This window comes from Pseudomonas sp. s4 (genome assembly GCF_046764235.1).
In the GTDB taxonomy this organism is placed as follows: domain Bacteria; phylum Pseudomonadota; class Gammaproteobacteria; order Pseudomonadales; family Pseudomonadaceae; genus Aquipseudomonas; species Aquipseudomonas asiatica.
This window is the reverse complement of record NZ_CP177209.1, coordinates 3,349,074-3,374,423: the sequence shown is the minus strand read 5'-3', so window position 1 is coordinate 3,374,423 and position 25,350 is coordinate 3,349,074. Positions and strand designations below refer to the sequence as shown.

Annotated in this window: 17 protein-coding genes and 1 pseudogene; 7 read left to right on the top strand and 11 right to left on the bottom strand. The window is 63.9% G+C overall.

The features are described from left to right. Position 1: 1 nt before the first annotated feature. The 7 genes from ACK56M_RS15805 to gspG form a co-directional block, all read right to left on the bottom strand. A complete protein-coding gene (locus tag ACK56M_RS15805; protein WP_411958773.1) occupies positions 2 to 1,618 on the bottom strand; it encodes a response regulator in 1,617 nt (538 codons plus the stop codon). An 80-nt stretch (positions 1,619 to 1,698) separates the two neighbouring features. Further along, the gene (locus ACK56M_RS15800) at positions 1,699 to 2,754 is read right to left on the bottom strand and encodes a tetratricopeptide repeat protein (RefSeq protein WP_015270543.1); all 1,056 of its coding nucleotides are present in this window, start codon (positions 2,752 to 2,754) and stop codon (positions 1,699 to 1,701) included. 497 nt (positions 2,755 to 3,251) lie between these two features. Next, entirely contained in the window at positions 3,252 to 4,667 is a 1,416-nt protein-coding gene (locus tag ACK56M_RS15795) for an efflux transporter outer membrane subunit (protein ID WP_015270542.1), read from the bottom strand. Then, the gene (locus tag ACK56M_RS15790) at positions 4,664 to 7,843 is read right to left on the bottom strand and encodes an efflux RND transporter permease subunit (protein WP_039614707.1); all 3,180 of its coding nucleotides are present in this window, start codon (positions 7,841 to 7,843) and stop codon (positions 4,664 to 4,666) included. Before ACK56M_RS15790 ends, ACK56M_RS15795 begins: the two co-directional genes overlap by 4 nt. 12 nt (positions 7,844 to 7,855) lie before the next feature. Beyond that, entirely contained in the window at positions 7,856 to 9,097 is a 1,242-nt protein-coding gene (mexE, locus tag ACK56M_RS15785) for a multidrug efflux RND transporter periplasmic adaptor subunit MexE (RefSeq protein WP_015270540.1), read from the bottom strand. 169 nt (positions 9,098 to 9,266) lie between these two features. Then, entirely contained in the window at positions 9,267 to 10,457 is a 1,191-nt protein-coding gene (locus tag ACK56M_RS15780; RefSeq protein WP_015270539.1) for a type II secretion system F family protein, read from the bottom strand. A gap of 11 nt (positions 10,458 to 10,468) precedes the next feature. Continuing rightward, a complete protein-coding gene (gene gspG, locus ACK56M_RS15775; RefSeq protein WP_015270538.1) occupies positions 10,469 to 10,894 on the bottom strand; it encodes a type II secretion system major pseudopilin GspG in 426 nt (141 codons plus the stop codon). A gap of 186 nt (positions 10,895 to 11,080) precedes the next feature. Here gspG and ACK56M_RS15770 point away from each other — a divergent pair, with 186 nt between their 5' ends. The 4 genes from ACK56M_RS15770 (at position 11,081) to ACK56M_RS15755 (ending at position 16,668) form a co-directional block, all read left to right on the top strand. Further along, the gene (locus ACK56M_RS15770; RefSeq protein ID WP_015270537.1) at positions 11,081 to 11,665 is read left to right on the top strand and encodes a lytic transglycosylase domain-containing protein; all 585 of its coding nucleotides are present in this window, start codon (positions 11,081 to 11,083) and stop codon (positions 11,663 to 11,665) included. Positions 11,666 to 12,020: 355 nt separating this feature from the next. Further along, positions 12,021 to 13,481, top strand: a complete 1,461-nt coding sequence (locus ACK56M_RS15765; RefSeq protein ID WP_015270536.1) for a sensor histidine kinase — start codon at positions 12,021 to 12,023, stop codon at positions 13,479 to 13,481. A 297-nt stretch (positions 13,482 to 13,778) separates the two neighbouring features. Then, positions 13,779 to 15,272 carry a sensor histidine kinase gene (locus ACK56M_RS15760; protein ID WP_015270535.1) on the top strand — a complete coding sequence of 498 codons (1,494 nt, stop codon included), beginning with the start codon at positions 13,779 to 13,781 and terminating at the stop codon, positions 15,270 to 15,272. Then, positions 15,241 to 16,668: a sigma-54-dependent transcriptional regulator gene (locus ACK56M_RS15755; protein WP_015270534.1), complete on the top strand. Its 1,428-nt coding sequence runs from the start codon at positions 15,241 to 15,243 to the stop codon at positions 16,666 to 16,668. The genes ACK56M_RS15760 and ACK56M_RS15755 overlap by 32 nt, the downstream gene beginning before the upstream one ends. A 219-nt stretch (positions 16,669 to 16,887) precedes the next feature. Here the strand turns inward: ACK56M_RS15755 and ACK56M_RS15750 are convergent, their stop codons facing one another. The 3 genes from ACK56M_RS15750 to ACK56M_RS15740 form a co-directional block, all read right to left on the bottom strand. Beyond that, on the bottom strand, positions 16,888 to 17,181 hold the full coding sequence (locus ACK56M_RS15750; RefSeq protein ID WP_015270533.1) for a hypothetical protein: 294 nt from the start codon (positions 17,179 to 17,181) through the stop codon (positions 16,888 to 16,890). Between the two features lie 84 nt (positions 17,182 to 17,265). Continuing rightward, complete coding sequence (locus tag ACK56M_RS15745) at positions 17,266 to 18,618, bottom strand: GntP family permease (protein ID WP_015270532.1); 1,353 nt, start codon at positions 18,616 to 18,618, stop codon at positions 17,266 to 17,268. A gap of 111 nt (positions 18,619 to 18,729) precedes the next feature. After that, positions 18,730 to 19,269 carry a gluconokinase gene (locus ACK56M_RS15740; RefSeq protein WP_015270531.1) on the bottom strand — a complete coding sequence of 180 codons (540 nt, stop codon included), beginning with the start codon at positions 19,267 to 19,269 and terminating at the stop codon, positions 18,730 to 18,732. 206 nt (positions 19,270 to 19,475) lie between these two features. Between ACK56M_RS15740 and ACK56M_RS15735 the strand changes: the two genes are divergently transcribed. From ACK56M_RS15735 to ACK56M_RS15725, 3 genes and pseudogenes are all read left to right on the top strand, one after another. Continuing rightward, complete coding sequence (locus ACK56M_RS15735) at positions 19,476 to 20,495, top strand: LacI family DNA-binding transcriptional regulator (RefSeq protein ID WP_054572869.1); 1,020 nt, start codon at positions 19,476 to 19,478, stop codon at positions 20,493 to 20,495. Between the two features lie 243 nt (positions 20,496 to 20,738). Continuing rightward, positions 20,739 to 21,509 (top strand): annotated as a pseudogene (locus ACK56M_RS15730) (PAS domain-containing protein); the annotation flags it as partial. Positions 21,510 to 21,521: 12 nt separating this feature from the next. Next, entirely contained in the window at positions 21,522 to 22,094 is a 573-nt protein-coding gene (locus tag ACK56M_RS15725; RefSeq protein WP_235891317.1) for a methyl-accepting chemotaxis protein, read from the top strand. Here the strand turns inward: ACK56M_RS15725 and ACK56M_RS15720 are convergent. Beyond that, positions 22,069 to 25,341 (bottom strand): transporter substrate-binding domain-containing protein, encoded by a 3,273-nt coding sequence (locus tag ACK56M_RS15720; protein ID WP_015270528.1) that lies wholly within the window; start codon positions 25,339 to 25,341, stop codon positions 22,069 to 22,071. The genes ACK56M_RS15725 and ACK56M_RS15720 overlap by 26 nt on opposite strands. Between the last annotated feature and the right edge of the window lie 9 nt (positions 25,342 to 25,350).

Below are 25,350 nucleotides of genomic sequence, written 5' to 3'. Positions count from 1 at the left end.
TTCAGGGCTTGCCCAGTATCTGGGTCACCTGGGCCTGCAGCTGCTTCAGCTCGAAGGGCTTGCTGATCAGGTGCATCCCCGCCTCCAGGAAGCCCTCGCGGGCCATGGCGGTTTCTGCATAGCCGGTGATGAACAGTACTGGCAAGCGTGGGCGCAGGTTGCGGGCAATCTCGGCCAACTGGCGGCCATTCATGCCGGGCAAGCCGACATCGCTGATCAGCAGATCCACCGGTTGTGTCGAACGCAGTACCTTAAGGCCCTCATTGGCGTCGGCGGCACTGTGGCAGGCGAAGCCATCCTCGCGCAGGGCCTGGCAGAGCAATTGGCGTACATGGGGGTCGTCCTCGACTATCAGCACGTGATGGCCCTGGTAACCTCGCACGGGTTGTACGGGTTTGACCGGTGCCTGGCCCTGGTCGACGTGGCGCGGCAGATAAAGGTCCACCCGGGTCCCTTGGCCGATCTGGCTGTGCAGGGTGACATGTCCTTGGGATTGCTTGCTGAAGCCGTAAACCATCGACAGGCCAAGGCCGATGCCCTGGCCGATCGCCTTGGTGCTGAAGAACGGCTCGAAGGCATGCTCCAGCGTGCTTTGCGCCATGCCCTGGCCGTCATCGATGACTCGCAGGCGTACATAGTCGCCGGCGCACAGGGCACCGCCAGCGAATTGCCCGGCGCCGATGTGCTGGTTACTTGCCTCGATGCGCAGCTGACCGCCATTGGGCATGGCTTCGCAGGCATTGATCAACAGGTTGTCGAGGGCCTCCTGCAACTGTTGGTCATCGGCTTCGACCGACCACAGGTTCTTGGCGATTTGCACCTGCAGGGTCACGGTCGGGGTCACGCAAGCCTTCAGGCGTTTTGCCTGGAGCAGGTCGTGCAGGTCGACCTGCTGGGTGTGCAGCGATTGCCGAGAAGAGAAGGCCAGCAGGCGGTGGGTCAGGCGCGCGGCGCGTGACACCGCCTCGCGGCCCATGCGCAGCACGTTGTCCAGGCCATCGCTGCGACCCTGGCGCAAGCGCCGGTCAATCAGCTCGAAGCTGCCACCAATGCTGGTGAGCAGGTTGTTGAAGTCGTGGGCGACCCCCCCGGCCAGTTGGCCGATGGCCTCCATCTTGCGCGTCTGGTGGCGTACGAACTCGCTGCGTTGCTGCTCTTCGCCGGGAGGTGCGGCCTTGGCGTCAAGGCGTTGCTGCAGGTCTTGCAACTGGTCGCGTGCCAGATACTGCCGACGCCGGTTGCGCAGGGCGGACTGGGTCATGCGCAGCAGCTGGGCGTTTTCGAATGGTGCGACCAGCAGGACCAGGTTGCCCACCGGGAGGTTGGTCGAGCCCTTGGCCGCTTGGCTCCCTTGACCGAGCAGCACGATGGGCAGGTCCGACCAGCACGGTTGCTGGTCGATGAATTCTTGCAGCAATGCACTTGGGCCCTGTTTGAACGCTTGCTCGGCAATGATCGCCAGGCCTGCGCCTTCGGCCAGGCAGGCTTGCAGGTTGGCCAGGTCGACCGCGCACAGGCTGTCGATGCCCGCAGAAGCGAGCAGGCGAGCAGTATCTGCGGCTATTGGCGGGGGCGCCAGGATCAATGCACGTTCGTCCAGCGCCAACGAACTGGCCAAAACGACTCTCCTGCAGGGTGGTCTGATATCCACTGGACCTTGGGCACAGCCCCAGGGTTCAACAAATTTTCGGACGTTGCCTACAGGCCCTGTTGCAGCACGGGGTCGTCCGGGTTCTGCCGCTCCAGTTCTGCCAGCAGTACCTGCACGTTCTGCAACTGGCCGGTTTCCTTCCAGTACTTAATCAGCAACACCCGTGCCCGGCGATTGGCCGGCTGGCGGCTGAGCACGGTTTCCAGTTGCTTTTGTGCGGCGTCGAGTTGTTCCAGTTCATGCAGGGTGACTGCCAGTGTATAGCGGTAGTCGGCGTTGTCCGGGTCCAGCTCGACCGCGCGGGACAAGGCCAGCAAGGCGTATTCGCGCTGCTCGTGGCGGTTCAGCCAGAGCCCCAGTTCGTACTGTAGAAAGGCCGAATCGGGGCTTAGCGCCAGGGCTTTGCCCAGTATCTGACGCGAGGCGTCGTGATGGCCCTGGCGCTCCAGCAGGCGTACCTGGGTCGCCAGTGCGTCGAGGTTGCCTGGCGCTACCGCCAGGGCTCGCTGCAGGGCGGTGTCGGCCAGGGTGTAGTCGTTTTCGTGCAGGTAGAGGCGCGCCAGGTGGACCTGGGCGTCGGCGTCTTCGGGTTGTTGCTCGAGTGCCTGCTGGTATTGCTCCAGGGCGACCTGTAGCGGGCCGAAATAAAGGCCGATGTCATCCGGAGCAAGGCCGAGCAGGGCATCTACCGCGGCAAAGCGCACGCTTTGCTCGTCGTCGTCCAGCAGTGGGCCGAGTACCAGGCTGCGCTGCGCCGCCGGCAGCAGGCGGCGAATACCGGCAATGGCTGCACGGCGCACCTGCGGGTCGGCATGCTCGAGGTCCTGACGGGCGAGTTTCAATGCCTGGGGCGAAGGATAGTTTGGCAGTTCGGCATACAAGGCCGCACGGCGAATGGGCGGCAGGTCGGTGCGCTGCAGTTGCTGGTACAGCACCCGTGCTGCGCCGGGTTGGCCCTCATGGGCCTGGCGCAGGGCCTTGGCGTAGCTGTGCGCAGGCAGGGTAGGCGGGGCTGGCGGAGCGTCGCGCCACAGGTAGCCGAACAGGGCCGATACCAGGATCAACAGCAGCAGGGCGATCAGGTAGCGGTTGCGTCTGGGCATCGGACGATCCGGGGCGACGGGAAGGGCAGAGCTTGGGCTAGCCGGGGGGTAAATGCAACCGAGTGAGGGTTGCGTGGTGCCTGCCTCGGGTTCTGCGGTGGGGCATAAATCGAGCGCCGCCCGCGCGGCGCTTCGCGGGACAAGCCCGCTCCCACATTTGTTTCGGGCCAATTATTCCTGTGCCAGGTGGGTTGCAGCCTTGGTGCATGACTGCAGATGAATGAAAAGCAGCAGAGCAACTTTTGATATCGAATGGAACAAACAAGGCGGACAGAGGTGACCTCACAGGAATGACTGGCCCGAAACAAATGTGGGAGCGGGCTTGTCCCGCGAAGCGCCGCGCGGGCGGCGCTCGGTCTCACAGGCAATGAAAATGTTGTGGCGAACACCCACCCCGAAACACACTTCCAAAAACATAAAAAAGCCCCGCGGACCAAGGCCTGCGGGGCAAACGGTTGGGGGAGGGGCCAACCAAAGGAGTCGTTGAAACGGGTGTATCAGCGCGCGCTGGCTACGGTCTCCGGTTGCCAACCGCCGCCCAGGGCCTTGTAGATGGAGACGATGCCCCGGTACAGCTCGACTTCACCCTGGGCCTGCGCATCTTCAGCGCTCAGCCGCTCACGCTCGGCATCGAGCAGCACCAGGTAGTCCACCGTACCCTCGCGATAACGAATCGAGGCCAGTTCCGCCGCCTTGCGGCTGGCGTCGCTCTGGCGCATCAGCGACAGCAGCCGCTGCTGGGTCTTGTCGTAGTCGCTGAAGGCGTTGGCCGATTCTTCCAGGGCCAGCAACACCTGCTGTTCATAGTTGGCCAGTGCCCCTTCGGCATCGGCCTTGGCACCGCGCAGTCGGGCGCGCACGCTGCCCAGGTCGAAGGCGGCCCACGTTATGCTCGGGCCCAGCGCCCAGGCATTGGCTGCCGAGGAGCCTATCTGCGAACCACGTGCAGCAGTAAAGCCGAGGAAGCCACTGAGGCTGACGCGTGGGAACAAATCGGCCGTGGCCACGCCAACGTTGGCGGTGGCAGCCGCCAGCTGGCGTTCGGCGCTGCGGATGTCCGGGCGGCGGCGCAGCAGTTCTCCCGGGTCACCCACCGGTAGCGCCTTGGCGATGGCCGGCAGGGCCTTGGGCGACAGGTCGACGCTGAGCGCCTCGGGGCGCTGACCGAGCAGGGTGGCGATGCGATGCCGGGCCCGTGCCTGTTCCGCCTGCAGTTGCGGCACGGTGGCTTCGACCCCGGCCAGGCGCGCGTCGGCCCGCACCACATCAAGGTCGTTGCCCACGCCGGCATCGCGCAGGGTTTCGGTGATGGCCCGCGATTCCTGCTGGGTCTTGAGGTTGGCCAGGGCGATCTTCTCGCGCAACTGCGCGCCACGCAGCTGGCCGTAAGCATCCACCAGTTCGGCGATCAGGCTGACCTGCAGCTGCTGCAGGTCGGCCGCGGCTACTGCTTCCTGGGCTTCGCTGGCTTCGATCTGGCGCTGGATGCGGCCGAACAGGTCAAGCTCCCAGGCCATGTCCAGGCCCAGGTCGTAGCGCTCACTGTTTACCCGCTGCGTGGTCTGGCCGGGGATCTGGCCCTTGCCGATGTCGCTGCTGGCGCGGCTGGTGACCACCGGAAACTGATCGTTTTCCGCGTCTTCACGGATCGAACGGGCCGACTTCAGGCGGGCGAAGGCCACGCGCAGGTCACGGTTGCCATCCAGCGAAGCCTGCACCAGCTGGTTCAGCACCGGGTCGTCGAACTGCTTCCACCACAGGCTTTCGAAACGGCTACGGTCGTAGGCCTTGGCCTGTATGTCGCTGGCCAGCTGCGCGGGCTCGGTGGCCGGTGCCTGGTAGTCCGGGCCTACTGCACAGGCCGCCAGGGCGAGCGCCAGCAAGCTCGGGGTCAAGGGTTTGAGCAGGTTCATGCATGGCTCTCCAGCGATTGGGCGCGTTCGGCCTTGCGGGCCTGGCGACGCTCGACGAAACGGCGAATCAGGAAGAAGAACACCGGGGTCAGGAACAGGCCGAACACGGTAACCCCGATCATTCCCGAGAACACCGCCACACCCATGGCATGGCGCATTTCAGAACCTGCACCGGAGCTGAACACCAGTGGAACCACACCCATGATGAAGGCGATCGAGGTCATCAGGATCGGCCGCAGGCGCAGGCGGCAGGCTTCCAGTACCGCAGCCAGCGGGTCGAGCCCCTTGGCCTGTTCGTCCTTGGCGAACTCGACGATCAGGATCGCGTTCTTGCACGCCAGGCCCACCAGTACGATCAGGCCGATCTGGGTGAAGATGTTGTTGTCACCCCCCGACACGATCACCCCGGTGATGGCCGACAACAGGGTCATCGGCACGATCAGGATCACTGCCAGCGGCAGGCTCCAGCTTTCGTACTGGGCGGCAAGCACCAGGAAGGCCAGCAGCACGCACAGCGGGAACACGAACAGCGCGGTATTGCCCGAAAGGATCTGCTGGTAGGTCAGGTCGGTCCACTCGAAGGTCATGCCGTTGGGCAGTTCCTCCTTCAGCAGCTTCTCGATGGCAGCTTCAGCCTGGCCGGAGCTGTAGCCCGGTGCCGCGGCGCCGTTGATCTCGGCGGTGATGAAACCGTTGTAGTGCATCACCCGGTCAGGCCCGGAGGTGTCGCTGACCTTGAGGAAGGTCGCCAGCGGGATCATCTCGCCGAGGTTGTTGCGCACTTTCAGCTGGCCGATCTGCTCGGCATCGAGGCGGAACTGCTGCTCGGCCTGGACGTTGACCTGATAGGTACGGCCAAAGCGGTTGAAGTCGTTGGTGTACAGCGAGCCCAGGTAGACCTGCAGGGTGTCGAAGATGTCGGTGATCGCCACGCCGTGGGTCTTGGCCTTTTCCCGGTCGATGGCGGCATCGACCTGCGGCACGTTGACCTGGTAGCTGGTGAACAGGCCCGCCAGTTCCGGAACGTTGTGGCTCTTGGCGATGATGTTCTGGGTTTCCTTGTACAGCGCCTCGTAGCCCAGGTTGCCACGGTCTTCGATCTGCAGACGGAAGCCGCCGATGGTGCCCAGGCCTTGTACCGGCGGTGGCGGGAAGATCGCGATGTAGGCGTCCTGGATGTCGGCGAACTGGGCATTCAGCGCAGCCGCGATGGCCGCCGCCGACTGGCTCGGGTCCTTGCGCTCGTCGAACGGCTTGAGCGGGGTGAACACGATGCCGCTGTTCGGGCTGTTGGTGAAACCGTTGATCGACAGGCCTGGGAAGGCTACCGAGTCGGCCACGCCAGGCTGCTTCAGGGCGATTTCGCTCATGCGCTTGATCACCGCTTCGGTGCGATCGAGGCTGGCCGCGTCAGGCAACTGGGCGAACGCCACCAGGTACTGCTTGTCCTGGGCCGGCACGAAACCGGTCGGGGTGGACGAGAAGCCGAGGTAGGTCAGGCCCATAAGGCCGGCATAGACGAACAGGGCGATGCCGCTGGAGCGGATGACCCGACGCACGCCGCCGACGTAGCGGCTGGAAGCGCGGTCGAAGAAGCGGTTGAACGGGGCGAACAGCCAGCTGCCCAACAGTTTTTCCAGGAACCGCGAGAAACGGTCCTTGGGCGCATGGTGGTCCTTCAGCAGCACGGCAGCCAGGGCCGGCGACAGGGTCAGCGAGTTGAACGCCGAGATCACGGTCGAGATCGCGATGGTCAGGGCGAACTGCTTGTAGAACTGCCCGGTGAGGCCGGAAATGAACGCAGCAGGTACGAACACCGCGCACAGCACCAGGGCGGTGGCGATGATCGGGCCGGTCACTTCGCCCATGGCCTTTTGCGTGGCTTCCAGCGGTTTCAGGCCCAGGCCGATGTTGCGCTCGACGTTTTCCACCACGACGATGGCGTCGTCCACCACGATACCGATGGCCAGGACCAGGCCGAACAATGACAGCGCGTTGAGCGAGAAGCCGAACAGGTGCATCACGGCGAAGGTACCGATCAGCGATACCGGCACGGCCATCAGCGGGATGATCGAGGCACGCCAGGTCTGCAGGAACAGGATGACGACCAGTACGACCAGCACCAGCGCTTCGAACAGGGTATGCACCACGGCCTCGATGGAGCCGCGAACGAACACGGTCGGGTCATAGACGATGCTGTAGTCCATGCCCTCGGGGAAGTCCTTCTTCAGCTCGGCCATTTTCGCCCGCACTTCGTCGGAGATCTCGATGGCGTTGGAGCCTGGGCGCTGGAAGATCGGGATGGCCACCGCCGGCTGGTTGTTCAGCAGCGAACGCAGGGCGTACTGGCTGGAGCCGAGTTCGACCCGGGCGATGTCCTTCAGGCGGGTGATTTCGCCATCGGCACCGGCGCGGATGATGATGTTCTCGAACTCTTCCTCATTGACCAGGCGACCCTGGGTGTTGATCGACAGCTGGAAGCTGGTCGAACCGGGGGCGGGTGGGGCGCCCAGCTGGCCGGCGGCCACCTGGCGGTTCTGCTCGCGGATTGCAGCCACCACATCACTGGCGGTGAGGTTGCGCGAAGCGGTCTTGTTCGGGTCCAGCCACACGCGCAGCGAGTAGTCGCCCATGCCGAACAGCTGCACATCGCCCACGCCGCCCAGGCGCGCCAGCTCGTCCTTGATGTTGAGGATGGCGTAGTTGGACAGGTAGAGCATGTCGTAGCGGTTGTCCGGCGAGGTCAGGTGCACGACCATGGTCAGGTCGGGCGAGGCCTTGTCGACCGTGATACCAATGCGGGTCACTTCCTCGGGCAGCTTGGGCTGGGTACGGGTGACGCGGTTCTGCACCTGCACCTGGGCGTTGTCCAGGTCGGTGCCCAGAGCGAAGGTGATGGTCAGCGTCAGCTTGCCGTCAGCGGTGGACTGGGAAGACATGTACAGCATGTTCTCCACGCCGGTAATCGCCTGCTCCAGTGGCGCGGCGACGGTTTCGCCGATGACCTTGGGGTTGGCGCCTGGGAAGTTGGCGCGCACCACCACGGTGGGCGGCACCACTTCGGGGTATTCGCTGATCGGCAGCTGGAACAGCGAGATCGAACCCGCGATCAGCAGCACCAGCGACAGCACCGCGGCGAAGATTGGCCGGGTAATGAAGAATTTCGAGAAGTTCATCGGTGTGGTCCCTTAACCGCGTGGCGCCTGGGCGCTGGCGACTTTCACGTTGTTGCCCGCCACCTTCGGCGCCGGGTTGCTGGCCTCCAGGGCCTGGCGCTGCTGGGCGAGGGCGGCGAGGGTCTGTTCGCTGGCCATCGGTGTCTCTTCCGGGGTGACCGGTGAGCCAGGGCGCACACGCTGCAGGCCCTTGACCACGATGCGGTCGTCCTTGCCCAGGCCGCTGCGCACGATGCGCAGGCCTTCCAGCTTCGGCCCCAGCTCCACGGCGCGGTAGGCGGCCTTGTTGTCCTTGTCCATGACCAGCACGAACTTCTTGCCAAGGTCGGTGCCCACGGCTTCGTCGTTGATCAGCACGGCCTGGTACTGGGCGCTGCCCACCAGCTTCAGGCGTGCATACAGGCCTGGGGTGAACTGGCCGTCGCTGTTGTCGAACACCGCACGGCCACGGATGGTGCCGGTGCGCGGGTTGACCTGGTTGTCGACGAAGTTCATCTGGCCCAGGTGCGGGTTGCCGGTTTCGTTGGTCAGGCCCAGGTACACCGGGGTGCTCTGGCCGCGCTGGCCTTCGCGGGCCAGCTGGGTGTACTTGAGGTACACGCGCTCGTCGGCGTCGAAGTAGGCGTAGACCTTGTCGGTGGAGACCACGCTGGTCAGCGGGGTGACATCGGCGGTGACGATGTTGCCGGCGGTGAACTGGGCGCGGCTGACACGGCCGCTGATGGGCGCGGTGACACGGGTGAAGCTGAGGTTCAGGCGTGCCAGGTCGAGCTGGGCCTGGATCGCGTCGACCCCGGCGCGGGCTTCGGCGGCGGCGCTGCTACGCGATTCGGCCAGTTCTGCGGAAATGGCGTTGCTGTCACGCAGGCGTTCGCCACGGCGGGCTTCGTTGGCGCTGCGAATGGCGGTGGCCTTGGCCTGCTGCAGTTGGGCTTCGAGGCGGCGGACCTCTGCCTGGAACGGGCGTGGGTCGATCTGGAACAGCAGGTCGCCTTTCTTGACCTGGGCGCCTTCGGTGAAGGCCACCAGGTCGATCTGGCCGGACACCCGTGGGCGTACCTCGACGGTTTCCGGGGCTTCGAGGCGGCCGGTGAACTCGTCCCATTCATTGATCGGTTGCTCGATCACCTTGGCCACGCTGACCTTCGGCGCGGTGGGAGCCTGCACTGCGTCTGGGGTTCGGCCACAAGCGCTGATCACCACCACTGCCAGGGCAGCGAGGGGGAAGCGCAAGGGTTTGAATGATTGTTCCATGGAGAACTCCGCCAATGTATTAGTAGTGGGCGGAGTGTGAGTGTCTTGCGCGTGAGGCACGAATCGAACGGGACGAAGGTTATTATCACGATGAATGATATGAGCAGATCATTCATCGATTGCAGACATGGCCAGCTCGGTCGTGGGCTTTCATCCTGGGCCTGAGATTTCAGTGAATGCTCGAGGCCAGTTCGAAGATCGGCATGTACATCAGGATCACGATCAGGCCGATCAGCAGGCCGATGAAGGTCATCAGCAGCGGTTCGAACAGCTTGACGAACCATTCCACCCAGCGGCCGATTTCCTGGTCATGGAAGTCGGCGCAGCGCTCCAGCATCTCGCCCAGGTTGCCGGACTGCTCGCCGGCGCGCAGCAGGCGCAACGATACCGGCGTCACCAGTTGCCCGGCCTCCAGTGCATCGGACAGCGGCAACCCTTCGGCGACCCGCTGGCTGGCGTGCTCCAGGCCCTCGGCCGCCGCGCTGCCGAGCAGGCCGCGGGCCATGCCCATGGCGGTGAGGATGGGGATACCGCCTTGCAGCAGGATTCCCAACGAGCGATAGAAGCGCGCCAGTTCGTACATCATCAGGCGTTGGTGAAGTGCCGGCAGGCGCCGCAGCTGGCAGGCTGCCCAGCGCCGTACCCATGGCTGGCGGCGCAGCAGCCACAGCGCAGTGGCCGCACCGAGGGCGCCCAATGCCAGCGGTAGTTGCTGGGCATGCAGGAACAGCCCGATCTGCATCAGCAGCCGAGACAGCCAGGGCAACTCGGTGCCCATGCCCTCGAACACCTGGCTGAAACGCGGCACCACGTAGCCAAGCAGGAACAGCACCACGCCACCGCCCACCAGCAATAGCAGCATCGGGTAGACCGAGGCACCCACCAGCTTCTGCCGGACCAGGTCCAGGCGCTGGCGGTAGCTTATGTAGCGGGCGAGGGCGTCGCCGAGCGCGCCGGTACGCTCGCTGGACTGCACCAGCGCCACGTATAACGGCGGGAACACCCGTGGCTGTTGGCCCAGGGCCTGGGACAGCGAGCGGCCTTCGTACAGTTGGCGGACCAGTTCGGCGAGCACTTTGCGCGCTGCGGCTGCGGGGGCCTTTTCCGCCAGGCTTTCCAGCGCGTCGATCAGCGGCAGGCCGGCGTTGAGCAGGGTCGAAAGTTCCTGGCTGAACAGCACCAGGTCAAAGCTTGCTTCGCGGCGCCAGGCCATGCCGCGCAAGGCGCTGCCGTGGCCACGCAGGCTGAGCACGCGCAAGCCCTGGTCCTCGACCTGGCGGCGGGCCTGGTCGGCGTCCTCGGCGTCGATCTGCAACTGCACCACACCCTGCCTGCCCAGGGCCTTGAGGCTGTAGCGCATGGCCGTTCTCCCTACTGCCAACTGGTGATTTCGGCGTTTTCCCCGTCGCCACCGGGCTGGCCGTCCTTGCCCATCGACAGCAGGTCGTACTCGCCGCCGTTCTCGCCGGGTTGCCGGTAGATGTATGCGCGGCCCCACGGGTCTTGCGGCACGGCCTTCTGCAGGTACGGGCCGGTCCAGCGCGCTTCGCCATTGGGGGCGACCACCAGGGCCTGCAGGCCCTGCTCACTGCTGGGGTAGTGGCCGACTTCCAGGCGGTACAGGTCCAGGGCCTTGCTCAGCCCCTCTATCTGCGCCCGCGCCACCTTGGCTTCGGAGCGGCCGAGCTGGCTGAAGTACTTGGGCGCGACGATACCGGCCAACAGGCCGAGCACCACCAGCACCACCAAAAGTTCGAGCAGGGTGAAGCCACGTTGAGGGTTGGATCTGCGCTGCATGGTGAAGCCCTCCGCTGCATGGGGACAAGCTTTTGCAGGCTCCATGCAACAGCCGTGCACGCCTGCGCTGGCGCCTTGCACCATGCGGCACGCGAAGCGGCACAGTGCTTGCGTCGTGGTCATCGACCCCGGGTTTTCCGGGGTATATCCCCCAACATCGGGGGAGACCACGAAGAGGCGACCGACATGCGTGGACTCATTCTCGGTTTGATCTGGCTGGTGGCAGGTGCTGCCCAGGCCGATGTGTACATTTCCATCGACGCCAAAGGCAGCTACATACTGACCAACGTCCATCGACCCGGGCGCCTCTATGAAACGGTGATCAGCGAGCCTAAGGCCCAGGCCGGCCCGGCCAACGCGCAGCTCATCACCGGCCGCCCCTACGCCAAGCTGGTCGCCGCCGCGGCGCGCACCCACGACGTACCCCCGGCGTTGCTGCATGCGGTGATCAAGGCCGAGTCCGGTTACAACCCCAAGGCGCGTTCGCCAGCGGGCGCGGTGGGGCTGATGCAATTGATGCCGGATACTGCCCGCGAGATGGGCGTGGAAAACCGCCTGGACCCGGAAGACAACGTGCAGGGAGGGGCCCGCTACCTCAAGCGCATGCTCAATTTGTTCGACAATGACATCACCCTGGCCGTGGCGGCGTACAACGCCGGCCCCGAAGCAGTGTTGCGCCGTGGTGCGGTACCGCCGTTCGCCGAGACCCGACGCTATGTGCCCAACGTACTGCGGGAGTACCGCCGCTTGCAGGGGTTGACGGGTGAGTAGCCTTTGCAACTTTCATTGTGGGAGATTGCCCATCCCTTTTGGGCTGCGCTGTAGCGCAGAGAACAAATATCGCTCGTCTGACGCGTCCTTTGTAGGAGCAGCCTTGTGCTGCGAAGAGGCCGGTACAAGCAATAGACAGGCTTTGTCAGTACCGGCCTCTTCGCAGCACAAGGCTGCTCCTACAGAACCTCGCCGAACCAATGAGTCATGTATTGTTCTATGAGAGCCGGCATCTGCAGGCGCCCCTCGGCAAGGACAGAAACAATACCCTTCGGCGGATGCCACCAAGCTGACCCGATTGTTTCCCCAACTCTGGGCTATAACCTTCTGAAGGTGCCCAGTTGTGGAGTCCGCCATGGACATCGCCCCTTGTTCCGACGTTATTGAAGGACCCGCCGGTAACGAACTGGCCACCCGACGCAAGCCGTTCAATCTGCTGCGCTGGTACGCCTGGGTCAGCCTGGCCATCATCCTCTCGGTAGCGGTCGGGCTGGGGTTGATTTCCAGCCGCTTCATCGTCGACGAGAGCATCGAGCGCGATGCCTTGCTCACCGCGCAGTTCATCACCTCCATCGCCGATGCCGAAGTGCGCCATGTGTCGATCCCTAATGTGCGCACCATGGGTGAACTGCTTGACCCGCGCATCGACCGCGCCAACCTGCTCGATGTCGACCCGGACGCCCGGCGCAGGGCGCGTGGCGAGTTCCTGGACCACATTGCGCACCTGCCCGACATGCTGCTGGCCAACATCTATGCCCCGGACCGTACGGTGATCTGGTCCAGCAACCCGGCCCTGGTCGGCAAGCTGATCGAAGGCGACGAGGACCTGGAGCAGGCTTTCGAGTACAAGATGCGAGTCTCGGCCAGTTACCACAACTTCGACCAGGCCCGCGTCGAGCAGAAGTTCGTCATCCCACCCGAGCAGTTGTTCATCGAAAACTATATTCCGCTGTTCGATGCCGATGGCGAGCAGGTCACGGCGATGGTCGAGATCTACAAGGAGCCCCATGACCTGATCGTGCGCATCGAGCATGGGCTGATCCTGATCTGGCTGGCGATCACCATCGGTGCCGCGCTGGTCTACGTAGGCCTGTACGGCATCATGCACCGCGCCGCGCGCCTGCTGGCGGTGCAGCAGAAGCGGCTGATCAGCAACGAAACCTACGTGGCGCTGGGCGAGGTGTCCTCGGCGGTGGCCCATAGCCTGCGCAACCCGCTGGCCAGCATCCGTTCCAGTGCCGAGTTGGCCCAGGCGTTCGACGATGGCCCGGCGCAGCGCAACGTCAACGACATCATCAGCCAGGTCGACCGCATGTCGCAGTGGATCCGCCAGATGTTGCAGTCCTTGCGCCCGCTCAACGATGAGGCCGTGGCGGTGGATTTGCCGCTGGCATTGCAGGAAAGCCTGCAGACCTACGCAGTGCCGCTGGCGCGCGGCGGAGTGAGCCTTGACCTGCAACCGATACCGGCAGTGCAGGTGCTGGGGCATCCGGTGTTACTGCGGCAGATCTTCAGCAGCCTGATCGCCAACGCGCTGGAGTCGATGGAGCAGGGTGGGCGGTTGCGTGTCGAGGTGGTGCGTCATGACCGGCGTAACCTGACCCTGCGCCTGTCCGACAACGGCAAAGGCATGACCGAACAGCAGCAGCGCATGGCCTTCCGGCCTTTCTTCACCACCAAGCAGGGTGGGTTGGGCGTGGGCCTGGTGTTGGTGAAACGCATCATGGAACGCTTCGGGGGCAGTGTCCGCCTCAGCAGCAGTGAAGGCCATGGCACCCGGGTTTCGCTGAGTTTCCGACTGGTCAAGGGCTCCTGACTTGCATTAATAAATGCTCGTATCTCATTGTTTATAAGGGATTTAAAGTTTTTTGGGTGAATACCCCCAAACGTGGGGGATAGACCTCCAAGTTAATTTAAGATGTGTATGCAAGCTATTGATAATCAAGGATAAATTTAATCGGCATGGTGGCTGGCTGGGTTCTTGCAATGTGACAGGCAGAGCGCAACACACGACAAATGGCGGCTGCGGCTGCACGGGTGGAGTGCTATCAATTGGCTACTATTTGTCGCCTTGATGCATTTCTGAATGGACGCCCTGGGCGGGAAGCACGCGATGCAGATGCTGGATAAAGAAGTTCCTGACAAGGCCAGTACTACCGCCAACGGTGTGGCCGTGCCATTGCGCGAATTCAACCTGCTGCGCTGGTTTTCGGTCATAAGCCTGCTGATCATCGCCTCGGTGGCGGGCGGGCTGGGTTATGTGTCGACGCGTTTCGTGGTGCGCGACAGCGTCGAGCGCGATGCCATGCTCACCGCCCAGTTCATCCAGGCCATGGCCCAGGCCGAAGTACGTCATTCGCAGTTGCCGCCGGGCACCACCATGGGCGAGTTGCTTGACCCGCGCCTGGACCAGCAGCACTTGCAGTTCAACCCGGAGCTGGCCGAATCGACCCGGGTCGAGTTCCTCGACCATGTGGAGCACCTGCCGGACACCTTGCTGGCCAACGTCTATGCCCGCGACCGCACCATTGTCTGGTCGACCAACCGGGAGCTGATCGGCAAGCGAATCGAGGCCGATGGTGACCTGGACCGCGCCTTCCGCTCGCGCAAGACGGTATCGGCCAGCTACCACCAGGCCGAGGATGACCGCGAAGAGCAGAAGTTCCAGCGTGAACCGCGCTTCCTGTTCATCGAGAACTACATCCCGCTGTTCGACAGCCAGGGCGAACAGGTGCTGGCCATGGTGGAAGTCTACAAGGAGCCGCAGGACCTGGTGTGGCGCATCCAGCGCGGTTATGTGCTGATCTGGGCTTCTACCCTGGTGGGCGGGGCGCTGGTCTACTTCGGCCTGTTCTGGATCGTGCGCCGCGCCGCGCAGCTGCTGCACCTGCAGCAGGACCGGCTGGTGGCCAGTGAAACCTATGTGGCCCTGGGCGAGATGTCCTCGGCCGTGGCGCATAGCTTGCGCAACCCGCTGGCCAACATTCGCTCCAGCGCCGAACTGGCTCAGGAAATCGCCAACCCCGCGGCGCAGAAGAACATCACCGACATCATCAGCCAGGTCGACCGCATGTCGCGCTGGGTGCGTGACCTGCTGGTGTCGCTGCGCCCGACCAGTGACGATGCCGAGGCCGTGGACCTGGTGACGGCCATCGAGGACACCCACCTGGCCTTCGCCCAGCAGATCGAACGCAACGGTGTGCACTTCTGCTACGAAGGCCCCCGGTCACAATGGGTGGCCAGCCAGCCGCTACAGCTAACGCAGATTCTCAACACCCTGTTCTCCAATGCCCTGGAAGCCATGCCTGAAGGTGGCATGCTGTGCGCCCAGGTCAATGTGCAGGATGGGCAGCGTGCAGAGTTCGTCCTTAGCGACACCGGCAAGGGCATGAGCCAACAGCAGGAACGGATGGTGTTCAAGCCGTTCTACACCACCAAGCAGGGCGGCCTGGGTGTAGGCCTGGCCCTGGTCAAACGCATCATGGAGCGTTTTGGCGGCTCGGTCAGCCTGAGCAGCCGCGAAGAGGAAGGAACCCGCGTCAGCCTCACATTCAATATCGCAGCGGGAGGGGACCATGGAGCACAGCATCCTGGTAGTCGAGGATGATGAAATTCTCGCCGACAATATTCGCACCTACCTCGGCCTCAAGGGCTTCGAGGTCACCGTGTGCCACAGCGCGGAGCTGGCGCTGGAGCAGATAAAACGGGGCCAGCCCGATGCGGTGCTGACCGACAACTCGCTGCCGGGCATGAGCGGGCACGACCTGCTGCGTACCTTGGTGGCGCAGGTGCCGGACCTGAAAGTGATCATGATGACCGGCTATGGCAACGTGGAAGATGCCGTGCAGGCAATGAAGGAGGGCGCCTTCCATTACCTGACCAAGCCCGTGGTGCTGGCCGAGCTCAAGCTGACCCTGGACAAGGCGCTGGCCGCCGAGCGCATGGAGCGAACGTTGTCGTTCTACCAGGAGCGCGAGGCGCAGAAGTCCGGGTTGCAGGCATTGATCGGCGAATCACCGGCGATGCTCACCCTCAAGCACACCCTGCGCCAAGTGCTGGATGCAGAACGGCGCATGGCCAGCGACGACCTGCCACCGGTGCTGATCGAAGGCGAGACCGGTACCGGCAAGGAGCTGGTGGCCCGCGCCCTGCATTTTGATGGTTCGCGCAGCAAGGGACCGTTCATCGAGTTCAACTGCGCCTCGATCCCGGCCAACCTGCTGGAGGCCGAGCTGTTTGGCCACGAGAAGGGCGCCTTTACCGATGCCAAGGAGCGCAGGGTGGGCCTGGTGGAGGCTGCCGATGGGGGCACCTTGTTCCTCGACGAGATTGGCGAGATGGACCTGGTGCTCCAGGCCAAGCTGCTGAAGTTGCTGGAAGACCGCAGTATCCGCCGGATCGGCGCGGTGAAGGAGCGCAAGGTCGACCTGCGGGTGATCAGCGCTACCAACTGCAACCTGGAGCAGATGGTGCAGCAGGGCAAGTTCCGCCGCGACCTGTTCTTCCGCCTGCGTATCATTGCCCTGAAGGTACCGCGCCTGTATGCCCGCGGGCAGGACGTGCTGCTGCTGGCGCGGCATTTCCTGGCCCATCATGGCCGGCGTTATGGCAAGCCGAACCTGCGCTTTTCCGCCGAAGCGGAAAGCCTGATGCTCGGTTACAGCTGGCCAGGCAACGTGCGCGAACTGCGCAACATGCTGGAGCAGACCGTGCTGCTGGCGCCGAACGAGGTGGTGCAGGCGCACCAGCTCAACCTGTGCATGACCTTGATCGACGAGCCGCTGGTGCAGCAGGCGGCGCCTGCGGTGTTCGAAATGCCTCGGCACGAACCGGAGCCCGGCACCAGCCTGCCGGACATGGAACGTGACCTGGTATGCAAGACCCTGGACCGCACCGACTGGAACGTGACCAAGTCGGCGCGCATGCTCGGGCTGTCGCGGGACATGCTGCGTTACCGGATCGAGAAGCTGGGGCTGACCAGGCCGGACAAGCGCCAGTGGTGAGCAAGGGGCTTGCGGGAGCGGTATTGCCTCGAGGTTGTCGCTGTACCTGTAGGAGCGGCCTTGTGTCGCGAAAGGGCTGCAAAGCAGCCCCAGCAATTTCAACTGTTGCGCATCAATCCTGGGGCCGCGTTGCGGCCCTTTCGCGACACAAGGCCGCTCCTACAGGGATTGCGGCAACTTTTGGAATTTGAGCAAAACAGTTGCATTCAGGGGCATTGATCAACGCTGATTATCGGCTGCTCCCTGCCGCCCGGTACCTTCCGAGCCACTGCCATCCATCCCTGGCAAATCCCGGTTGTCATTCTGTTCAGCAGGCGGGCTGTCCGGGTCGTTGCCCTTTATGCGTGGGTCTGTGTCCCGCGGCAAGGGCTTTTCGATCGGGTTGAGGGTGCTGTCCGCGCCCGGCTTGGGCGCCGGGTTGTGCGGGTCGTCGGGGTAGGTGGGGCCGGTGCCGGCAGCAATGGCCAACGGCGCGGCGAGCAGGGCAATCAGCAGGATGCTTGAGCGGGGCATGGCAGGCTCCTTTGCTTCTGGTAGGGCTGATACTTCCCTTCGGCCCTACCCGAAGCTTCAAGGTGCCATTACCCCGATCAACGGTTACACCACCAGCGACAGCAACATGATGAAGATGATGCCGACGATCGACAGGATGGTCTCCATCATGCTCCAGGTCTTGAAGGTTTCCGCCACGGTCATGTTGAAGTACTGCTTCACCAGCCAGAAGCCGGCGTCGTTGACGTGGGACAAGATCAACGAGCCAGCGCCGGTGGCCAGCACCAGCAGCTCACGGTTGACCCCCGGCACCAGGTCGATCACCGGTGCAACGATGCCCGCACCGGTAATGGTGGCGACCGTGGCGGAACCGGTGGCGATACGGATTACCGCTGCTACCAGCCAGGCCAGCATGATGGGCGAAATCTCCGCCTGTACGGCCATCTGCCCGATCACGTTGCCCACGCCGGTGTCTACCAGCATCTGCTTGAAGCCACCACCTGCACCCACGATCAGCACGATCGCCGCAGTCGGTGCCAGGCTCTGGTCGAGCATCTTCATGATCTGCTGGCGGTTGAAGCCACGGGCCGAGCCAAAGGTATAGAAGGCCAGCAGCAGGGCAGCGAGCAGGGCGGTGATGGGGTGGCCGATCAGGTCCATCCACTGGCGCACGATGTGCTCGGCAGGCAGCACCACGTCGGCGAAGGTCTTCAGCAGCATCAGCACCACCGGCAGCAGCACGGTGACCAGGGTGATGGTGAAGCTCGGCAGATTGCCCTGGTCGGACTCCTTGGCGATCTGGTCCATCAGCTCCTGGGACGGGGTGCCCGGGATGTAGCGGGAAATGAAATTACCGAACAGCGGGCCGGCGATGATGGCGGTAGGCAGCGCCACGATCAGGCCATAGAAAATGGTCTTGCCGATGTCGGCATGGAAGATGCCGATTGCCAGCAGCGGGCCCGGGTGCGGGGGCACCAGGCCGTGCACCACCGACAGGCCGGCCAGCAGCGGAATGCCGATCTTGATCAGCGATACACCGGAGCGCCGGGCAACGATGAACACCAGCGGGATCAGCAGCACGAAGCCGATCTCGAAGAACAGCGGGATACCCACCAGGAAGGCGGCGAACATCATCGCCCAGTGCACGTTCTTCTTGCCGAAGGCGCGGATGAGGGTTTGCGCGATCTGATCGGCCCCCCCGGAGTCGGCCATCAGCTTGCCAAGCATGGTGCCCAGGGCGAGCACGATGCCGACGAAGCCCAGAACACCGCCAAAACCGTCCTGGAACGATTTCATGACCTTGGCCACAGGCATGCCGGAGGTGAGGCCAAGGAAGCCGGCCGCGATGGTCAGTGCGACGAAGGGATGGACTTTGAAGTGGGTGATCAGCAGGATCAGCCCGACGATGGTAACCAGCGCGTCGAGCAGCAGGAAGGTATCAGTAGCCAGTCCGAACATGGTTTGAAGGCCTCGGTCTTATCGTTGTTTTGGCGTAGCTTTTTTGCAAATTTGCTTGCGCTTGAGGGGCAGGGTAGCGCTGTCTTGGGTGAGCCGGGAAAACCGCCAGGGTCAGGCGGTTTGTGCCAGGCCCGGCTCACTGCGGCCCTTTAGCCAGCTGTCGACCGCTTCGGCAAGCGCTTCGATGGGCTGGGTGGCGTCGAGCGCAAGGGTCAGGGGTTCGCCGTGTGGCGGCTCCAGGGCAGCGAATTGGCTATCGATGAGGCTCGCCGGCATGAAATGCCCGGGGCGGGCCAGCACGCGTTTCTCCGCCTCGGCGGGTGACAGCTCGAGGAACACGAACACCAGCCCGGGCATGGCGTCGCGCAGGGAGTCGCGATAGCGGCGCTTGAGGGCCGAACAGGTCAGGATCGGACGTTCCCCGGCCTGGGTCGTGGCTTGCAGCTCCTGACCAAGACGCACCAGCCAACCGGCACGGTCGCTGTCGTCCAGGGGGATGCCAGCGCTCATCTTGCGGATGTTTTCGGCAGGGTGGAAAGCGTCACCTTCGATCAGGCGGCCGCCGCTTCTGGCAGCGATGGCAGCGCCGATGCAGCTTTTGCCGCAACCGGCCACGCCCATCACCACGATGGCGGACAGGGGAGAATTCATCAGTACCTCCTGCGGGTGAGATAGCGCTGTCTCATTGTCGACGAACAGCCACCTCCCCGGTGTTATTGGTCTTGTCCCTACGCAGTATGGACGCTTGGCGGCGGGCGCGCGTTGGCCGCTACCAAAGATTACATTGCCTGCGTCCTGAGACAGCGCTACCTTAGTGGCCGTTCCCTTTCCTTGCAAGTAGTAAAATTACAACATCCATGTCCCGCACCGGCTCCCGTACCACAGGTCGTCCCACCCTGGCAGAAGTTGCCAGGCTTTCCGGGGTTTCCCCGATTACCGCGTCGCGCGCCCTGCGCGGGGTCAGCACGGTTGCGCCGGAGCTGGTGGAAAAGGTCGTTGCTGCCGCGGCGAGCCTCGGTTATGTCGCCAACCCGGCGGCCCGTGCCCTGGCATCGGCGCGCAGCCAGTCAGTGGTGGTGTTGATCCCGTCGCTGTCCAACCAGCTGTTCATCGACACGCTGGAAGCCATTCATGAGGTCATGCGCCCGCGCGGGCTCGAGGTGCTGATCGGCAACTATCACTACGATCTTGCCGAAGAGGAGAACCTCATCCGCAACTACCTGGCCTATCAGCCCTGCGGCATGCTGCTGACCGGTTTCGAGCGCAGCGAGGCATCGCGGCAGATGCTGGCGGCCAGTGGCGTACCTTGTGTGCACATGATGGAACTGAATGGCGAAGCTGGTGCATTGTCCGTCGGCTTCTCGCAGCAGCAAGCCGGGCGCGCCGCCGCCCGCCACCTGATCGAGCGCGGGCGCAAGCGCCTGGGGTTCATTGCCGCACAGCTGGATCCACGAGTGATGCAGCGTGCCGAAGGGTTCCGCCAGGCGTTGGCCGAGGCCGGCTTGCAGGCGGCCGAGTTGGAAGTGCTGACGCCGGAGCCTTCTTCCATTGCCCTGGGCAGCGCGTTGTTCAGCCAGTTGCTCCAGCAGGCGCCGGATGTCGACGGTATCTTCTTCTGCAACGACGACCTGGCCCAGGGCGCGGTGCTGCAGGCATTGCGCCAAGGGGTGGAGGTGCCGCGGCAGGTGGCGATGGTCGGTTTCAACGACCTGCCGGCTTCGGCGCACATGGTGCCGCGGCTGACCTCGATTCGCACGCCTCGCGCCGCCGTGGGGCGCGGTGCTGCGCAGGCGCTGCTGGCGCTGCTCGATGGCAAGCGGGTGCCGAATGCGCAGCAGGACCTGGGCTTCGAGTTGATGGTGCGGGAGAGTTCCTGAGTTTGTCTTGAGTGGTGTGGTGGGTTCGAGACCGAGCGCCGCCCGCGCGGCGCTTCGCAGCACAAGGCTGCTCCTACATCTGTTTCAGGCCAGTAACGCCTGTGCCAGAGCGTTCGCGCACAAACCTCACAGGAATAATTGGCCCGAAACAGATGTAGGAGCAGCCTTGTGCTGCGAAGCTCCGCGCGGGCGGCGCTCGATCTCACAGGCGCCACAAAAGCCACGACCTACGCCAGGCGATCTATGCTCAGGACACCGCGCATACAGGAGCCCGGCGTCATGTTCGATTTCCACCGCAAGTCCGATCTGGTCGAAATCCAGCGCAGTCATCAGGCATTGGCCAGCTTGCAGGCCAAGCTGGCGGCGATCAGCCGCTCCATGGCAATGATCGAGTTCACCCCCGACGGCACGATCCTCGATGCCAATGAGCGCTTCTGCCAAGCCATGGGCTACAGCGCCGAGGAGTTGCGCGGCAAGCATCATCGGCTGTTCTGCGACCCTGGCTACGCGAAAAGCGCCGAATACCAGCAACTGTGGCGTGAACTGGGGCAGGGCAAGGCCATCAGCGGTACCTTCGAGCGCATCGACAAGGCCGGACGCGAAGTCTGGCTGGAAGCCAGCTACATGCCGGTACTGGACGAGCAGCGCCAGGTCACCAGCGTTATCAAGGTGGCATCCGACATCAGCCAGCGAGTGATGGAGGAGCACGAGAGCGAAAGCCTGCTCAAGGCCATCAGCCGCTCCATGGCGGTAATCGAATTCACCCCGCAAGGCCGGGTGATCAAAGCCAACCAGAACTTCCTCGACACCATGGGCTATCGCCTGGACGAGGTGGTCGGTCGCCATCACGGGCTGTTCTGCCTGGCGCACGAGCGCGAATCGGCCGAGTACCGCGAGTTCTGGGCATCGCTCAACCGCGGCGAGTACCACTCGCACCGTTTCGAGCGTGTCGACAAACATGGCCAGACGGTCTACCTGGAGGCCTCCTACAACCCGATTTTCGACAGCAAGGGCCGCTTGTACAAGGTGGTGAAGTTCGCCAGCGACATCACCCGCCAGGTCAGCACTCAGCAAAGTGCGGCCGATGCTGCCCATGCCAGTTCGGTACAGACCGATGCCTGCGCGCGCAAGGGCACCGAGGTAGTACAGCAGGCGGTACAGGTGATCGAGCAGATTTCCCATGAACTCAACGACGCGGCACGCAGTATCGATGCGGTGAGCAAGCAGTCGGATGTGATCGGGCAGATAGTGCTGACCATCCGTGGCATTGCCGACCAGACCAACTTGTTGGCTTTGAACGCAGCCATCGAGGCGGCCCGCGCCGGCGAGCACGGGCGCGGTTTTGCCGTGGTAGCCGACGAGGTGCGCAGCCTGGCGGCGCGCACCAGCAAGGCTACCCTGGAAATCGTCGACGTGGTGCGGCAGAACCACGACCTGTCGCTGTTGGCCGTGGCCAGCATGCAGTCGAGCCTGAAGCGTACCGGCCATGGTGTGGCGCTGGCCAACGAAGCCGGTACGGTGATCATGGAAATCCAGCAGGGTTCACGGCACGTGGTAAACGCTATCAGCCAGATCAGTTCGACGCTGCAATTGCACTGAGCACATCGCCCAGCTCGTCCAGCAGGGTCTCCAGGCTGGCCTGTAATTGCAGGCGAAGGTCAATCGTCGGCAGGCCTTGGTCGTGGGCCTGCTCGATGGCTTCGCAATCCTTGACCAGCGTGCGTACCTTGAGCATCTTCGCCCCACCTTTGATCCGGTGAGCCAAGGCGCGCAAAGTTTCGCCGGGGGCGTCTGCTGGCAACGCCCGCAAGGTGGCCAGGTCTTCGCTGACGCTTTGTGACAACTGCTGCAGCAAGTTCCGCGTCAGTTGTTCGTCGTCCTGGGTCAGGTGGCGCAGTTCGCCAAGGTTGAACCCGCTGGCGCGCCGTGCTGTCGGCTGCTGCCGGGGGTGGGCGTGGGGCAGGTGGGTCTTGAGCGTACGCAGGCCGATGGGTTTGAACAGGCATTCGTCCATGCCGCTGGCCAGGCAGCGGGCACGCTCCTCGGCCTGGGCGTTGGCGGTGACGCCGAGAATGCGGCATGCCGCCAGGCCGCGTTCGCCCTCGAGGCTGCGGATACGGCGGGTCAGTTCGTGGCCGTCCATGACCGGCATGCTGCAGTCGGTGATTACCAGGTCGAAGCGCGCAGCCTGCCAGCGTGCCAGCGCGATTTCCCCGTTTTCCGCCAGCGTGACCCGATGCCCCAGGGTATGCAGTTGCCGCTCCAGCAGCAGCAGGTTGGCGGGGTAGTCGTCGACCACCAGTATGTTCAAAGGGCCGCTGCTTGTTTCCAGCACAGGGTCGTGTTGGTCGGCCTGCACCGGTGCAGCGCAGGCGGGCAACTGCAGGCTGACCTGCACCTTGGTGCCAAGGCCTTCGACGCTCTGCAAGTTCAAGGTACCGCCCATCAACTCGGCCAGCGTGCGGCTGATGACCAGTCCCAGGCCGGCGCCCTGGCGTGCCCGGGGGCCGTCGGCCTGGACGAAGGTATTGAACAGCCGGGCCTGGTCGGCAGGGCTGATGCCGATGCCGGTGTCTCGCACACTCAGCTCTACTGCCAGGCTGTCAGTGTCGGTGGGCGGGGGCAGTAGCAGGCTGGCCTGGACTTCACCGCTGTCGGTGAACTTGATGGCGTTGCTGATAAGGTTGGACAAGACCTGCTTGAGGCGCAGTGGATCAGCCAGCACCCACACCGGCGCAGCGGGCAGTTCGCTGTGCAGGTGCAGGCCTTTGGCCCTTGCATTGCCTTCGAACACCCGCACGGTGGCGCGTACCAGTTCTACCAGGTTGGTGGGCACTGGCTGCAGGGTGACATGCCCGGATTCGATACGGGAAATGTCGAGAATATCGCCGATCAGCTCAAGCAGGCCAATGGCCGAATCGTGGGCGGTCTGCAGGGTCTGGGTGTCGCAGCGGCCGCCTCGGCTGTCTTCCAGGGCCAACTCCAGCAGGCCGATCACGGCATTCATCGGGGTACGGATTTCATGGCTCATGGTGGCCAGGAAGGTGCTTTTGGTCTGGCTGGCCTGTTCGGCGTCGTCCTTGGCCTGGCGCAGCTGTTCAAGCAGGCCGCGGCTAAGCGCCAGTTGCGCTTGCAGGGCATGCTGGGCCTCGGTGCGCTGGTTGATCAGCTTGCGCAGGTAGCTGTTCCAGAACACCACCCCGGCCAGCAGCAAGGCCGACAGCACCAGCACTTGCAAGGCCAGCGTGCGGTAGTCGCGCCAAGGGCTGTCACTGACCAGGGTGGTGGTGCGCCAGCGGTTGATCAGCTGGTCCAGCTCTTCGGGTGGAATGCTCAGCAGCGCCTTGTCGAGGATTGCCTGCAGCTGTGGCTGGTCCGCGGCCACGGCGAAGGCGGCGATGGCCGGGTCATCGTCGAGCACGCTGGCAATGCGCAGGCGGTCCTTGAACACATGGCTGATGTAGTAGGCGGCATTGATATGGCTGCTCAGGGCGACGTCGGCGGCACCGTTGGCCACGGCCTCCATCAGGCCGAGCGGGTTGTCCACCTCGACCATCCTGGCCTGCGGATAGCGTTGTTGCAGCACGGCCCGTTGCGGCGAACCGCGTACCAGGGCGATGCGCATGCCATCCAGCGCCATGGCCTGCGGCGGTAATGCATTGTCGCCACGGGTGACCAGCACCCGTGGGCTGACCAGGTAGGGACGGGTATAACGCAGTTGTTTCGAACGGTCTGTGCTGTAACCCAATGCGCCGATCATCTGCGCATCCCCGCGCGCCAGGCGCTCGATCATTGCTTGCGCCGACGGGCTTTCGACCGGCTTGAAATGCAGCCCCGTGCGCAGCGAGATCTGCTTGAGCAGCTCGAGGGTGATGCCGCTGGGGCGATGCTTGGTGTCGTTGAAGGTCAGTGGCGCCAGCGAAGTGTTGACCAGCACGCTGACGTTGGGGTTGGCAGCTATCCAGGCTTCTTCTTCGGCGGTCAGGGCGGTGAGGTGGCGCTGCAGCAGCAGGCTGGTGTTGCCACTGCTCCAGCGGCGCAGGATATTCAGGCGTTCGCTTTCGCTGATACGCGCCAGCGCCTTGTTGACCAACTGTTGCAGGCGCGGGTTGTCACTGGCCATGGCAAAGGCAAACGCGCCAGGGGCAACCTGACAGAAGTGGTCGATCTTCAGTGTGCCCTGGTAACTCTTGCCAATCGCGAAGTCGGTACTGATGGCATCGCCCAGGTAGGCGTCGGCCTCGCCCAGTTCGACGGCGGCCAACCCGGCCAGGGTGGAGCGATACAGGCTCAATTGCGCCTTGGGGTACAGGCGGCGGACGCTGCTGGCCGGCAGGTAATGATCGACCATGGCCAGGCGCAGGCCGGCGAGGTCGGGGGTGTTCTTCAGGCTGCGCCCCTCGCGTGTGACGATGACTGGCAGATCGTCGGCGTAGCTTGAACTGAGGCTGAGCTGGGCATCCGCTGCCTCGAAGGCGTTGGAGCTGCCCAGCAGGTCGATACGGCCGTCGCGCAGCGCAGCGATGGCTTCGTGGCGGCTGTCGAAGCGTCGTACTTCGATGGTTGTACCCAGCTGTTCTGCGATGATGCCAGCGTAATCGGCGCTGAGGCCTTCGTAGTCGTGCAGGCTGACATTGATCTCCAGCGGTGGGTAGTCGGGGCGCGAACTGCCAAGTACCAGGTGCTGGCGTTGCTGTAGCCAATGCCGCTCTTCGCTGGACAGCGCAAGCGGGGACGCGGCGCTGACCGAGCGTGCCAGCAACTGGCGAGGTTCGCTGTTTGCCAGCAGCGCGCCGGAACCGGCCAGGCCGATGACCAGTAGGGCGCTTGCCAGCAGGCGCTTCATTGTCATCGA